The sequence below is a fragment of the Enterobacter sp. BNK-22 genome, from assembly GCF_048684805.1.
Classification (GTDB): Bacteria; Pseudomonadota; Gammaproteobacteria; order Enterobacterales; family Enterobacteriaceae; genus Enterobacter; species Enterobacter quasiroggenkampii.
Genome location: NZ_JBLQTT010000001.1, coordinates 3,246,329 through 3,259,924 on the forward strand (window position 1 = coordinate 3,246,329; position 13,596 = coordinate 3,259,924).

A 13,596-nucleotide genomic window follows, 5' to 3' on the forward strand; every position below is an offset into this window, starting at 1 on the left:
ATACCCGCCCGTCAGTCCGGGCGGTGGGATAATTATTTGGCGGCCGAGGATGACCCGTCGGCGTGCCACTTAAAGACACCAAACTCAAATCCCTTCAGATCGCCTTTCTCATCCCAGTTCAGCGGCCCAATCACGGTGTTCGCCCCGTGTGCTTTTAAATCTTTCACCAGATCCAGCGGTTCTTTGCTGCCGGTACGATCCAGCGCGGTGGCCAGAGACTGCACGGCGGCGTAGGTGATCCAGACGTACGGACCACTCGGATCTTTCTTCTGCGCCTTGAGCGCATCCACGATAGCCTTGTTGGCCGGATCCTGGTCATAGCGTTTTGGCATCGTCACCAGCATGCCTTCGGCAGAATCCCCGGCGATGTTGGACAGGGAAGCATTGCCCACACCCTCTGGCCCCATAAACTGGGTCTTCAGACCGGTGGCGCGCGCCTGACGCAGCATCTGCCCCATCTCCGGGTAGTAGCCGCCGTAGTAAACAAAGTCGATATTCTCTTTTTGCAGACGAGCGATCAGCGCGGAGAAGTCTTTTTCACCGGCGGTAATCCCGTCGAAGAAGACGATGTTTGCGCCGCCTTTTTTCAGGCCGTCCTGAACGGAGCGCGCCAGGCCTTCACCGTACTGCTGCTTGTCATGAATAATGGCGATACGCTGCGGCTTGACGGTTTCAAGGATGTATTTGGCGGCGGTTGGCCCCTGAGAGGAGTCCAGCCCGGCGGTACGCATGATGTGCTGATAGCCGCGCTGGGTCAGTTCCGGGTTGGTCGCACCGGGGGTGATCATCAGAATGCCTTCGTCTTCGTAGATATCAGACGCGGGCTGGGTGGACGACGAGCACAGGTGGCCGATCACATACTGGATGCCATCGTTGACGATTTTGTTAGCGACCGCGACGGCCTGTTTCGGATCGCAGGCGTCGTCATATTCTACGCCCACCAGCTTGTCGCCTTTGATGCCGCCCTTAGCGTTGATGTCTTTGATGGCCTGGCGCGCACCGTTGAACTCCATGTCACCCCACTGGGCAACAGGGCCGGACATCGCACCCACTACCGCAACTTTAATGTCCTCCGCCATGGCGGCATGCGAGATCGACAGTGCGACCATCCCCGCGATTAACGTCTTCGCGTTCCTTTTCATCTCTGAATCCCCATTCGTGATGTCGTGTTTATATTTTGTTTTATTATGGTTAAAAAGCATTCTGTACTTTTAATGAACAACGCTATTTTTACCAGTGCCTTTAATGGTTTAGCGCAGGTTTTTGTCAAAAACCAGACTAAAATCTCTATTTTTCAGGCGATTAAGCAAAGATAATATTCTGAAATCAGGCAGAGATAAACAACTAAAAGTGCAGTTTGCAGCATAAAATAACGGTACAAAGCGCCGAATAAATCACTACCCATCAGGTTAAAATTCTGCGTATTTTTCGATCCATGTGTTTTCAAACTGCCCAACGCGTTGCCAAAAAACTAATCACCTGGCGAATGAGAATAAAAAGAGGAAGCCCCTGAGTGAATAAATTGAGTACACTGCCTCTACTCAATTTGATTTGGACAAGTAGCTAATGAAACTGACTATCGTGCGTCTGGTGACCTTTAGCGACCAGGATCATATCGACCTGGGCAAGATCTGGCCGGAATATTCCCCTTCGTCGCTACGCGTGGATGAAACCCACCGCATTTATGCCGCGCGTTTTAACGAGCGCCTGCTGGCAGCGGTTCGCGTCACCCTGAGCGGTACAGAAGGGGCGCTGGACTCGCTGCGCGTGCGTGACGTCACCCGTCGTCGCGGCGTGGGACAGTATTTAATTGAAGAAGTGATCCGCGAAAACCCGAGCGTGACCTCCTGGTGGATGGCCGACGTGGGCGTGGAAGACCGCGACGTGATGGCGGCGTTTATGCAGGCGTTAGGCTTTACGGCGCAGGAGAGCGGGTGGGAGAAGCGCTAAAAGAAAGCCGGGTGGCGGCTGCGCCTTACCCGGCCTACAATTTCTACCGCATTTTCCCAAGCATTTCGTGTTGCAGGAAGGCGGCAAGTTATGAAATCCCCGGGAGCTTACATAAGTAAGTGACCGGGGTTGAATAACGCAGCCAACGCACCTGCGGCGCGAAAGGCGACGGGAAAATTATTTGGCGTCTGTCGCCGTGCCATTGGCATGCCAGTCAAACACGCCGAACTCGAAGCCCTTCAGGTCGCCCTTCGCGTCCCAGGAAAGAGGCCCCATGACGGTCTCAACCGTGTTCGCTTTCAGCCAGGTGGCAATCTCAGCCGGATCGGCTGACTGGTTCAGGCCCGCCTGCAGAGACTGCAGCGCCGCATAGGTGGTCCAGACGAACGCGCCGCTTGGATCCTGTTTCTTCGCCTTGATGGCATCTACGATAGGTTTGTTCGCAGGAACCTGGTCGTAGTTCTTCGGTTTGGTCACCAGCAGGCCTTCAGCGGATTCACCTGCGATGTTAGACAGAGAAACGTTCGCCACCCCTTCCGGACCCATGAACTGGGTTTTCAGACCCGCTGCGCGCGCCTGGCGCAGGATCTGACCCATTTCCGGGTGGTAGCCGCCGTAGTATACGAAGTCGATATTCTCTTTCTTCAGACGCGCCACCAGGGTGGAGAAGTCTTTCTCACCGGCGGTGATCCCGTCGAAGAACACCACGTCGGCATTGGCTTTCTTGAGGTTGTCCTGCACTGAACGCGCCAGACCTTCACCGTACTGCTGCTTGTCATGAACGATGGCAATGCGCTTCGGCTTCACTTTTTCAACGATGTATTTCGCCGCGGTTGGGCCCTGGTCAGAGTCCAGACCGGTGGTACGCAGGGTCAGCTTGTAGCCGCGCGCGGTCAGCTCCGGTGCGGTCGCAGCCGGGGTGATCATCAGGATACCTTCGTCTTCGTAGATGTCAGACGCGGGCTGAGTAGAAGAAGAGCACAGGTGACCGATAACGTATTTGATCCCGTCGTTCACCACTTTGTTCGCGACCGCGACCGCTTGTTTCGGGTCGCAGGCATCATCATATTTTACGATCTGCAGTTTTTCGCCCTTAATACCACCTTTGGCATTAATGTCTGCAACCGCCTGTTCTGCGCCAGTAAACTCCTGGTCGCCGTACTGCGCTACCGGTCCGGACATGGCGCCAACCACAGCCACTTTAATGTCTGCCTGCGCCATGGTGCTGAATGCCAACGCGATACATCCTGCCAGTAACGCTTTACCCTTCATGTTCATCCTGAGATTCCCCATTATTATGGTTATTACGATTGTTGTGATGTTGTTGTGCAGCGCTTTATGTCAGTTATAGGTGTGCTGTTCGCGCTTTTTCAGCATACTCTGCTAAAACATACCCGATTTTTATGATTTTGGAATAGCTAATTTGAAATGAATATATGATAGGCCCGGCAGGGATTTTCGCCGGGCATATGGCTTTAACGTGTCAGCGAGGCGGAGATAATGTCCAGCGCTTTACGGAACTGCACTTCGGGAATCGTCAGCGGATACAGGAAACGAATGACGTTGCCGTAGACGCCGCAGCTCAGAAGAAGCAGCCCTTCCTGCAACGCCCGCTCCTGCACCTGGCGGGTAAATTCCGGCGAAGGATGGCCCGTTTGCGGGTCGTTAAACTCAACCGCTACCATCGAGCCCTGGGCGCGAATATCCGCGATATACGGGCAGTGTTCCTTCGCTTTGTTCAGCACTTCCACCAGGTGATGGCCAAGATGCGCCGATCGCGTACAGAGATCTTCCTCATCAATCACGTCCAGTACGGCATGCGCCGCCGCAATCGCCAGCGGGTTACCTGCGTAGGTGCCACCCAGCCCGCCCGGCGCGGGCGCATCCATCACCTCAGCACGTCCCGACACCGCCGAGAGCGGCATCCCGCCCGCCAGGCTTTTCGCCATGGTGATCAGATCCGGTTTCACGCAGTGGTGTTCCATCGAGAACAGCTTGCCGGTGCGGGCGAAGCCGCTTTGGACCTCGTCGGCAATCAGCAAAATGCCGTGGGTATCGCACAGGGCGCGCAGCGCCTGCATAAAATCAGCAGGAGCGATGTTGAAGCCGCCCTCCCCCTGAACCGGTTCGAGAATTATCGCTGCGACCTGGTCAGGAGCAATATCCGCTTTAAAGATACGTTCCAGGCTTTTTAACGCCTCAGCGGTGCTGACGCCGTGCAGTTCATTCGGATACTGCGCGTGATACACCGAGCCGGGGAAGGGCCCAAAGCCGAGCTTGTACGGCGCAACCTTGCCGGTCAGCGCCATGGTCATAAAGGTGCGGCCGTGGAACGCGCCGCCGAAGGTGATAAGGCCAGGACGTCTGGTAAAGGCGCGGGCAATTTTTACGGCGTTTTCCACCGCTTCTGCGCCCGTCGAGAAGAACGCCGTTTTGGCAGGGCCGTCAATCGGCACCCGTGCGTTGATGCGCTCGGCAAGCGCCACGTAGCCTTCGTACGGCACGATCTGGTACGCCGTGTGGGTAAAGGCGTGGAGTTGTTTTTCGATGGCGGAAATGACTTTGGGATGGCGATGGCCGGTATTCAGCACCGCGATACCGGCGGCGAAGTCGATGTACTCATTGCCCTCGACATCCCACACCGTGGCGTTTTCTGCTTTATCGGCATAGAAGTTACACATCACGCCGATGCCACGCGGCGTCGCCTGTAAACGCCGGTCGTTCAGTTCGTTGTTTTTCACCCTGTCCCCCTGAGAAAGTCGCCTGCTTAGCGCATCAGTAAGTGTTTGCCAGGGGGAGGGAATTCGCCAGAGCGGGCGCTAAAAAAACAAAACCCCCAGACTCTCATCCAGGGGTTCTCGGTGTACTTCGCGGAAATTACGCTTCGATAGCGGCGCGAAGTTTTTTCATGGCGTTCTTTTCAAGCTGACGGACACGTTCCGCAGAGACGCCGTAGCGGTCGGCCAGCTCCTGCAGCGTGGACTTGTTGTCTTCGTCCAGCCAGCGGGCGCGGATAATATCCTGGCTACGTTCGTCGAGGCCTTCCATCGCATAGCTCAGCTTGTTCGCGGCCTGATCTTCCCAGTTATCCTCTTCGATGCCGTCAGCAAAGTTAGAGGTTTTATCCTGCAGATACAGAACCGGTGCCATTGGCTGGCTGTCGGATGCGTCGTCGTCGGAGGACATATCAAAGGTCATGTCCTGCGCGGCCATACGGGATTCCATCTCACGCACGTCTTTGCTGGATACGCCCAGCTCGCGCGCCACCATTTCCACTTCATCCTGATTGAACCAGCCCAGACGCTGCTTGGTTTTACGCAGGTTGAAGAACAGTTTGCGTTGCGCTTTTGTCGTGGCGACTTTCACGATACGCCAGTTGCGCAGCACGTATTCATGAATTTCTGCTTTGATCCAGTGTACGGCGAAGGAGACAAGTCGCACACCCACTTCCGGGTTAAAGCGACGCACAGCCTTCATCAGGCCGATGTTACCTTCCTGAATCAAGTCCGCCTGCGGCAGGCCATAGCCCGCATAATTACGAGCAATGTGAACAACAAAGCGCAGGTGAGACAGGATCAGCTTTTTCGCTGCTTCCAGATCGCCCTGGTAATGCAGCTTTTCAGCAAGCTCCTTTTCTTCCTCGGCCGTTAACATCGGCCAGGTGTTCGCAGCCCGGATGTAAGATTCCAGGTTACCAACAGGGGCTAAAGCTAAAGTTTGCATTTCTTTGGTCATTCATTCCTCTCAGTGTTTCTTCTGGTCCAGGTTGTCCCCGTCAGGCAACAACCATGCCAAAGCGTTTGAGCAACGAGATTAGCATTCACTCTTTTATCAGACAGTGATTTTATCCACAAGTTCCAGGTGCAACGGTGAATAAATTACGCACAAAATGTGACATGGAGATGATAACAGGGGAAGAGACAACAGGGACGCTTTCCCTGCAGAGCGAACATCTCGGTGCAGGGAAAGATTATATCACGCTTTTATTAGTCGGGAGTAAAGTGACGTAAATGTTGAACGGTTGCCAGCCACGCGGCCACCCACCCAATCATCGAACACACCAGCAGCAACAACAGGCACTCATCGAACCCTAAACCACTGATATCAAACTTGGTTCCGAAAACCTGCGCCACTTCAGTCACGGCAGAGGAAAGCCGCATCACCAAAATTTCTGACAATATCAGTGAAAGAAATGCGCCGGAAAAACCGAGCAGTGCGCCACCATAAAGGAACGGTCGGAGGATGAAGCCATCCGTCGCACCAATCAGTTTCTGCACGTTGATGGTGTCGCGACGGGCGAAGATGCTCAGGCGAACGCTGTTGCCGATGACGAGGAAGACCGCCGCCACCATCAGCACGCCAATCATCGCCGCGACGCGGCCTACGAGCCCGGTCAGAGCAGAGAGACGCGCAAACCAGCTGTCATCCATGCGCACTTCATCAATCCCCTTAATGCGCGTGATGCGATCGCGCAGGGTGTTAAGCGAATCGGTCCCCTGGAAATCCAGCTTCGGGATCACCACCGCCACGGCGGGCAGCGGGTTCTCTTCGAGCATATCCAGCGCGCCGCCAAAGCCAGACCAGTTCCTGAACTCACCCAGCGCGTCTTCACGTGAGAGATAATTGACCTTCTCCACGCCCTGCTCGGCCTGAATTTGCCCAACCACCTGCGCCGCCGCGTTATCGTCGAGCGCTTTATCCAGATAGACCGTGATCTGCGGAGACGGATAATACTGCGACGCCGCCTGGTTGACGTTTTTATAGACCATATAGCAGACGCTTGGCAGCGTGAGGGAGATGGCGATCACCATCACCGTCAGGAACGTCGCCAGCGGTTTGCTTTTCAGGTCCTGCAGCGCGCCGTGGAACGCGTAGCGCACCTGCTCGTTAAACACGTTGGTTTTACGGGAGGCTGGCTTTGGCGTGGCCTTCTGGCGCTTCGGCGCATTACGATTGCCGTCACCCCCGCCCTGCGGCTTACGGAAACGGTCAAACCGGTTCCCGAACTGCCGAATCTGGTTTATTGCATCACGCTTATTCACCGTGGCCTCCGTGCAAATGACCGTCGCTCAGGGTCAGCATGCGGTACGAACGACGGGAAATCAGCCCGATGTCGTGCGTCGCCATCAATACGGTAACCCCCACGCGGTTAAACTCCTCAAACAGACGCAAAATCCCTTCTGACAGGGCATCGTCCAGGTTACCGGTCGGTTCATCCGCCAGCAGCACCGCAGGCTTGTTCACCACCGCACGGGCGATACCCACGCGCTGCTGTTCACCGCCGGAGAGCTGGATTGGGAAGTTCTTCGCTTTGTCCAGCAGCCCGACCTTATCCAGCGCCGCGGAAACGCGACGGCGGATATCATCATAGCTGGCGCCGGCAATAATCAGCGGAATGGCCACGTTATCGAAAACGGTGCGATCCATCAGCAGGTGGTGATCCTGGAAAATCATGCCGATCTGACGACGCAGGAACGGCACTTCGCGGTTTTTCAGGCGGCTGATCTCATGGCCGCCGAAAAAGATTTTCCCGGCGCTTGGCCGCTCGATCCCACAGATAAGCTTGAGCAGGGTACTTTTCCCCGCGCCGGAATGGCCGGTCAGGAATGCCATCTCGCCCGGCTGCAGGTGGAATGTGACCCCCTGCAGCGCTTGTCTCCCACCGAGATAGGCCTTGCTGACGTGTTCAAAGCGAATCATTGTTAGTCCTCTCGGGCAAATAATGCCTCAATAAAGTCGTCCGCCTTAAACGGACGTAAATCCTCAATACGCTCGCCCACACCGATGTAACGGATAGGAATGCCGAACTGGTCGGCCACGGAGAAGATCACCCCGCCTTTCGCGGTGCCGTCCAGTTTGGTCAGCGTGATCCCCGTCAGTCCTACCGCTTCATGGAACAGTTTTGCCTGGCTGATGGCGTTCTGTCCGGTGCTGGCATCAATGGTCAGCATAATTTCATGCGGTGCGTCTTCGTCCAGCTTCTTCATGACGCGAACGATTTTCTTCAGCTCTTCCATCAGGTGCGATTTATTCTGCAAACGCCCTGCGGTATCGGCAATCAGCACGTCCACGTTGCGCGCCTTCGCTGCCTGGATGGCGTCGAAGATCACGGATGCGGAATCCGCGCCGGTATGCTGAGCAATGACCGGGATGTTGTTGCGCTGGCCCCAGACCTGCAGCTGCTCAACCGCCGCCGCACGGAAGGTGTCGCCCGCCGCCAGCATCACCGATTTACCCTGCTGCTCGAACTGACGTGCCAGCTTGCCGATGGTGGTGGTTTTACCCACGCCGTTCACGCCGACCATCAGAATAACAAATGGCGTTTTGCCTTCAATATTAAGCGGTTCGTCAACTTTTGCGAGAATTTCACCCATCTCGTCTTTCAGCAGGCCGTACAGCGCTTCGGCGTCACGCAGCTGTTTGCGGCTCGCCCCTTCGGTCAGATTAGTGATGATCTTACGGGTGGTTTCGACCCCCACGTCCGCAATCAGCAGTTGCTCTTCCAGCTCTTCAAACAGATCGTCGTCGATCTTCTTGCCGCGGAACAGACTGATAAATCCGGAACCTAAGTTTTCTTTGGTTTTAAGCAGGCTGCGCTTCAGGCGCGCGAAGAAACCTTCTTTGGTCGGTTTTTCCTGCTCCTGAACGGTCTCTTCTTCGGTTCTTCTTCCACCGGCACCACGATGACCGCTTCTTCAGCGGCCTCGGCCGCCAGCGCCTGAGCTTCCAGCTCTTCGTCGGTCAGCTCTGGCTCAAGCGCCGCCTCTTCTTCCACCGCCTCAACAATTTCAACGGTTTCCGCTTCGGCCTGCCACTCTTCGGCAGACACCGCTTCGTCTTTGACCTCTTCCGGCAGCGGAAGCTCTTCGTGTTCGATAGCAGCCTGTGGTGCTTCGATAGCGGCTTCTACGACAACCGGCTCTGGCTTCTCGCTTTCCTGAACCTGTTCAGTGACCTCAACCACCTCTTCAGCAAAGGTTTCAACCTCTTCTTTGCTGTGCGCCGTCTCTTCCGCGTCGACAACCGCGGCGGTTTCTACAGGCGTTTCAGGCTGCGACGGCTCTTCAACGGCATGTTGCTCTTCGGTTTTCTGTTCTGTTTCTTGCTCTTTTTCACCGAAGCCCAGCCAGGAAAAGAAGCCACGTTTTTTTTGTTTTGCCATCTGCGACTACACTCCTCGCGGCGCTATATACATGGAAGCTAAAAAAATGATGAAATAGTCTAACACTTTACTTAATTGACATCACCGCCCGCAATCGCAGGCCAATTGTTAACAGAGCTTTCCTGAGATGAAGAAACCCAACCGCGCCCCGGCCGGTCAAATTCGTATTATCGGCGGTCAATGGCGAGGCCGGAAATTACCGGTGCCGGACAGCCCCGGTTTACGCCCCACTACCGATCGCGTGCGCGAGACGCTGTTTAACTGGCTGGCCCCGTCAATGGTAGACGCCCGCTGCCTGGACTGCTTCGCCGGAAGCGGTGCGCTCGGGCTGGAAGCGCTGTCGCGCTATGCTGCCAGCGCCACGCTGCTGGAGATGGAGCGCGGCGTGGCGCAGACGTTGCAGCAAAATCTGGCGACGCTGAAGGCGAGCAACGCGAAAGTGGTGAACACCAACACGCTGAGCTTCCTCGCACAAAAGGGCACGCCGCACACCGTGGTGTTTGTCGACCCGCCGTTCCGCAAGGGGTTGCTGGAAGAGACGTTATCCCTGCTGGAGCAAAACGGCTGGCTGGCGGATGACGCATTGATTTACGTGGAAAGCGAAGTGGAAAACGGTTTACCGCCGGTTCCCGCCCACTGGGATCTGCACCGTGAAAAAGTCGCAGGTCAGGTTGCTTATCGTCTGTATCACCGTCAGGCACAAGGAGGATCCGATGCCGGTACTGATTAATCTGGGACGCTTGCTGATGCTGGGCGTCTGGGCGTTTTTGCTGCTCAATCTGGTGCACCCGTTCCCGCGTCCGATGAATATTTTCGTTAACGTCGCGCTGATTTTCACCTCGTTCATGCACGCCCTGCAGATGGTGATGCTGAAAAACGGTCTGCCGAAAGACGGCCCGCAGATGACGGGCTGGCAGCAGCTGCGCGTGTTTATTTTCGGCGTGTTTGAGCTACTGGTGTGGATGAAGAAGTTTAAGGCGCAGGTGAAGAAGTAAGGTGCGCGCTATCGCCCGGTGGCGCTTCGCTTACCGGGCCTACGAAACCCTGTAGGCCGGGCAAACGCAGTGCCGCCCGGCGTTACCGCTCCGGTGCAAACCCTTCGAATCGCGACCCTTTGTAGCTCAGCGTTCCTTTCTCTCCTACCGTCAGCTGGTGGTACTGTTGCGCCTCCAGGCGGAAGGTCATCTCGAGGCCGCCCGTTTCCGGCTTAAAGCTCGCTTCATAGCGCATTGTTGTGCCCGCAGGCGTCACCTGCTGCTGGCGCGAGCGGCGATCATTGAGCGGTTTTTCTCGTTTGTTCGTCACCACCACGCGCTTTTGCATCAGCGGTGCGGCATCGTTATCCGCCTTCTCGCGGCGCTGCTGCACGAAGCGGAACGAGGCGGCAATGACGATAATCGCCACCACGATAATGAAAAACAGCGGCATCTTGCTCATTCTACAATCCCATCAGATTATGCGGAATTCAGGATACCCTGCCTTCCCCGGCATTGCCAAACGCCCGCCCGCGTCACTACACTGGATCAGAAACTGATTATTCAGACTTAACAGATACAGGGAGTTAATATGCTTTGGTCATTTATCGCTGTCTGTTTTTCCGCATGGCTTTATGTCGATGCGTCGTATCGTGGTCCCACCTGGCAGCGCTGGCTGTTTAAACCCGTCACGCTGTTGCTCCTGTTGCTGCTGGCCTGGCAAGCGCCGATGTTCAACGCCGTCAGCTATCTGGTGCTCGCCGGGCTGTGCGCCTCTCTGATTGGCGACGCCCTGACCCTGCTGCCGCGCCAGCGCCTGCTGTATGCCGTAGGGGCATTTTTCCTGTCGCACCTGCTGTATACCATCTACTTCGCCAGCCAGATGACGCTCTCTTTCTTCTGGCCGCTGCCGCTGGTCCTGCTGGTGATTGGCGCCCTGCTGATCGCGGTGATCTGGTCGCGTCTGGAAGAGATGCGTTTGCCGGTCTGCACGTTTATCGCCATGACCCTGGTGATGGTATGGCTGGCAGGTGAACTGTGGTTCTTCCGTCCGACCGCTCCGGCAATGTCCGCATTCTTCGGCGCCGCGCTGCTGCTGATTGGGAATATCGTGTGGCTGGGCAGCCACTATCGCCGCCGTTTCCGGGCGGATAACGCGATTGCCGCCGCCTGTTACTTTGCCGGGCACTTCCTGATTGTGCGTTCGCTGTATATCTAAATAACGCTTGACTCTGGAGTCGACTCCAGAGTGTATGCTGCGGTTAATGAGAAAATTATCATTGCCGGAGACTGCCATGTCGACTCCAGAAACACCCAAAAAAGTTCCTCAATTCTCGGCGCTTAAGCTCAGTCCGGTTCCGCCTCAAGATGGCTGCTGCTGCGAAGGCGCGTGCGAAACGCAAACGGAAATGCTGCCCGAAAGCGGCAACCGCTACAGCTGGGTCGTTAACGGCATGGACTGCGCCGCCTGCGCCCGTAAAGTAGAAAATGCGGTGAAACAGGTGCCGGGCGTCAGCCACGTTCAGGTGCTGTTCGCCACCGAAAAGCTGCTGGTTAGCGCCGAAAACGACGTCAGCAAACAGGTTGAAGCCGCGGTAAGCAAGGCGGGTTACAGACTGCGTAGCGAAGCCGCGCCCGCGGAAAAAACGTCATCCCTGCGGGAAAACCTGCCGCTCATCACCCTCATCATCATGATGGCCCTGAGCTGGGGGCTGGAACAGATTAACCATCCGTTCGGCAACCTGGCGTTTATCGCCACCACGCTGGTCGGTCTGTTCCCGATTGCCCGTCAGGCGCTGCGCCTGATGAAAAGCGGCAGCTGGTTTGCCATCGAAACGCTGATGAGCGTGGCGGCCATCGGCGCGCTGTTTATTGGCGCGACGGCAGAAGCGGCGATGGTGCTGCTGCTGTTCTTAATCGGTGAACGCCTTGAGGGCTGGGCAGCCAGCCGGGCGCGTAAAGGGGTCAGCGCGCTGATGGCGCTGAAGCCGGAAACCGCCACGCGCGTGGTAAACGGCACGCGAGAAACGGTCGCCATCACGACCCTTCGTCCGGGCGACGTGATTGAAGTCGCGGCAGGCGGACGCTTGCCTGCAGACGGTGCGCTGCTTACCACCACCGCGAGCTTTGATGAAAGCGCCCTGACCGGAGAATCCATTCCGGTTGAACGTGAGGCGGGTGAAAAAGTGCCTGCAGGCGCCACCAGCGTCGACCGTCTGGTGCAGCTCACTGTGCTTTCCGAGCCGGGTGACAGCGCCATCGACCGCATCCTGAAGCTGATTGAAGAGGCCGAAGAGCGCCGCGCGCCGGTCGAACGCTTTATCGACCGCTTCAGCCGCATCTACACGCCCGCCATTATGCTGGTTGCCCTGCTGGTTACCGTCGTTCCGCCGCTGTTCTTTGGCGCGCCGTGGGAGGGGTGGATTTATAAAGGGCTGACGCTATTGCTGATCGGCTGTCCGTGCGCGCTGGTGATTTCCACCCCGGCGGCCATTACGTCCGGGCTGGCGGCTGCGGCACGTCGCGGAGCGCTGATTAAGGGCGGCGCGGCGCTGGAGCAGCTAAGCCAGGTCCAGCATATCGCTTTTGATAAAACCGGTACGCTGACCGTCGGCAAGCCGCAGGTGACCGGCGTGTATCCGCAGGACATCAGTGAAGATGAACTGCTGACCCTGGCCGCCGCCGTTGAGCAGGGGTCCACTCACCCGCTGGCGCAGGCGATTGTGCGAGAAGCGCAGTCGCGCGGACTGAACATCCCTCCGGCAACCGCCCAGCGGGCGCTGGTCGGGACAGGGATTGAGGCCATCGTTGACGGTAAAAAGGTACTGATTGTCGCGGCGGGCAAGTCTTCTACGCCAGAGGTGGAGGCGCTAGAACAGACCGGACAAACTGTCGTGACCGTCATGCAGGACGGCACCGCAAAAGGGAGGCTGGCGCTGCGCGACACCCTGCGCGATGACGCAAAAGAGGCCGTGGCGGCGCTGCATCAGCTGGGCCTGCAGGGCGTGATACTCACCGGCGATAACCCGCGCGCGGCCGCCGCCATTGCCGGTGAGCTGGGGCTGGCGTTTAAAGCCGGATTGCTGCCGGCGGATAAGGTCAGCGCGGTAACGGAGCTGAATGCTCAGGCGCCGCTGGCGATGGTCGGTGACGGGATTAACGATGCCCCGGCGATGAAAGCCTCCACCATCGGTATTGCGATGGGCAGCGGTACCGACGTCGCACTGGAAACGGCTGACGCGGCGCTGACCCACAACCGCCTGACCGGACTGGCGCAGATGATCGATCTTGCGCGCGCGACGCGGGCCAATATCCGTCAGAACATCGGCATCGCGCTGGGGCTGAAGGGGATTTTCCTGGTGACCACGCTGCTGGGCATGACCGGGCTGTGGCTGGCGGTGCTGGCGGATACCGGCGCGACGGTGCTGGTGACGGCGAACGCGCTCCGGCTGTTGCGTCGCCGGTAAAAAAACGCCCGGTGGCGCTGACGCTTACCGGGCCTACATATCC

General features: G+C 57.2%; 12 protein-coding genes and 1 pseudogene. 5 read left to right on the forward strand and 8 right to left on the reverse strand.

What is annotated here, in order from left to right:
* Positions 1–32: 32 nt before the first annotated feature.
* Entirely contained in the window at positions 33–1,142 is a 1,110-nt protein-coding gene (gene livK, locus ACMGGE_RS15380) for a high-affinity branched-chain amino acid ABC transporter substrate-binding protein LivK (RefSeq protein ID WP_008500098.1), read from the reverse strand.
* Positions 1,143–1,566: 424 nt separating this feature from the next.
* Between livK and panM the strand changes: the two genes are divergently transcribed.
* The gene (gene panM / locus ACMGGE_RS15385) at positions 1,567–1,950 is read left to right on the forward strand and encodes an aspartate 1-decarboxylase autocleavage activator PanM (protein WP_045909159.1); all 384 of its coding nucleotides are present in this window, start codon (positions 1,567–1,569) and stop codon (positions 1,948–1,950) included.
* A gap of 177 nt (positions 1,951–2,127) precedes the next feature.
* On the opposite strand, the gene livJ is transcribed toward panM, so the two are convergent.
* The 6 genes and pseudogenes from livJ to ftsY form a co-directional block, all read right to left on the reverse strand.
* Complete coding sequence (gene livJ / locus ACMGGE_RS15390) at positions 2,128–3,228, reverse strand: branched chain amino acid ABC transporter substrate-binding protein LivJ (RefSeq protein WP_072163886.1); 1,101 nt, start codon at positions 3,226–3,228, stop codon at positions 2,128–2,130.
* A 197-nt stretch (positions 3,229–3,425) separates the two neighbouring features.
* Complete coding sequence (locus ACMGGE_RS15395) at positions 3,426–4,691, reverse strand: 4-aminobutyrate--2-oxoglutarate transaminase (protein WP_325819488.1); 1,266 nt, start codon at positions 4,689–4,691, stop codon at positions 3,426–3,428.
* A gap of 136 nt (positions 4,692–4,827) precedes the next feature.
* Positions 4,828–5,685 carry an RNA polymerase sigma factor RpoH gene (rpoH, locus tag ACMGGE_RS15400; protein ID WP_008500093.1) on the reverse strand — a complete coding sequence of 286 codons (858 nt, stop codon included), beginning with the start codon at positions 5,683–5,685 and terminating at the stop codon, positions 4,828–4,830.
* Positions 5,686–5,936: 251 nt separating this feature from the next.
* Entirely contained in the window at positions 5,937–6,992 is a 1,056-nt protein-coding gene (gene ftsX / locus ACMGGE_RS15405) for a permease-like cell division protein FtsX (RefSeq protein WP_223539874.1), read from the reverse strand.
* Positions 6,985–7,650, reverse strand: a complete 666-nt coding sequence (gene ftsE, locus ACMGGE_RS15410; RefSeq protein ID WP_025758973.1) for a cell division ATP-binding protein FtsE — start codon at positions 7,648–7,650, stop codon at positions 6,985–6,987. The genes ftsX and ftsE overlap by 8 nt, the downstream gene beginning before the upstream one ends.
* A gap of 2 nt (positions 7,651–7,652) precedes the next feature.
* Positions 7,653–9,112, reverse strand: a pseudogene (ftsY, locus tag ACMGGE_RS15415) (signal recognition particle-docking protein FtsY).
* Between the two features lie 127 nt (positions 9,113–9,239).
* On the opposite strand from ftsY, the gene rsmD reads away from it, so the two are divergent.
* Positions 9,240–9,842, forward strand: coding sequence for a 16S rRNA (guanine(966)-N(2))-methyltransferase (gene rsmD, locus ACMGGE_RS15420; RefSeq protein ID WP_008500089.1), 603 nt, complete (start codon positions 9,240–9,242; stop codon positions 9,840–9,842).
* The gene (locus ACMGGE_RS15425) at positions 9,826–10,107 is read left to right on the forward strand and encodes a DUF1145 family protein (RefSeq protein ID WP_008500088.1); all 282 of its coding nucleotides are present in this window, start codon (positions 9,826–9,828) and stop codon (positions 10,105–10,107) included. Before rsmD ends, ACMGGE_RS15425 begins: the two co-directional genes overlap by 17 nt.
* 82 nt (positions 10,108–10,189) lie before the next feature.
* Here the strand turns inward: ACMGGE_RS15425 and ACMGGE_RS15430 are convergent, their stop codons facing one another.
* Positions 10,190–10,549, reverse strand: a complete 360-nt coding sequence (locus ACMGGE_RS15430) for a DUF2500 domain-containing protein (protein ID WP_048030196.1) — start codon at positions 10,547–10,549, stop codon at positions 10,190–10,192.
* A gap of 129 nt (positions 10,550–10,678) precedes the next feature.
* On the opposite strand from ACMGGE_RS15430, the gene ACMGGE_RS15435 reads away from it, so the two are divergent.
* Complete coding sequence (locus ACMGGE_RS15435; protein ID WP_045909154.1) at positions 10,679–11,305, forward strand: lysoplasmalogenase; 627 nt, start codon at positions 10,679–10,681, stop codon at positions 11,303–11,305.
* A gap of 76 nt (positions 11,306–11,381) precedes the next feature.
* On the forward strand, positions 11,382–13,553 hold the full coding sequence (gene zntA / locus ACMGGE_RS15440) for a Zn(II)/Cd(II)/Pb(II) translocating P-type ATPase ZntA (RefSeq protein WP_420293928.1): 2,172 nt from the start codon (positions 11,382–11,384) through the stop codon (positions 13,551–13,553).
* Positions 13,554–13,596 lie beyond the last annotated feature (43 nt).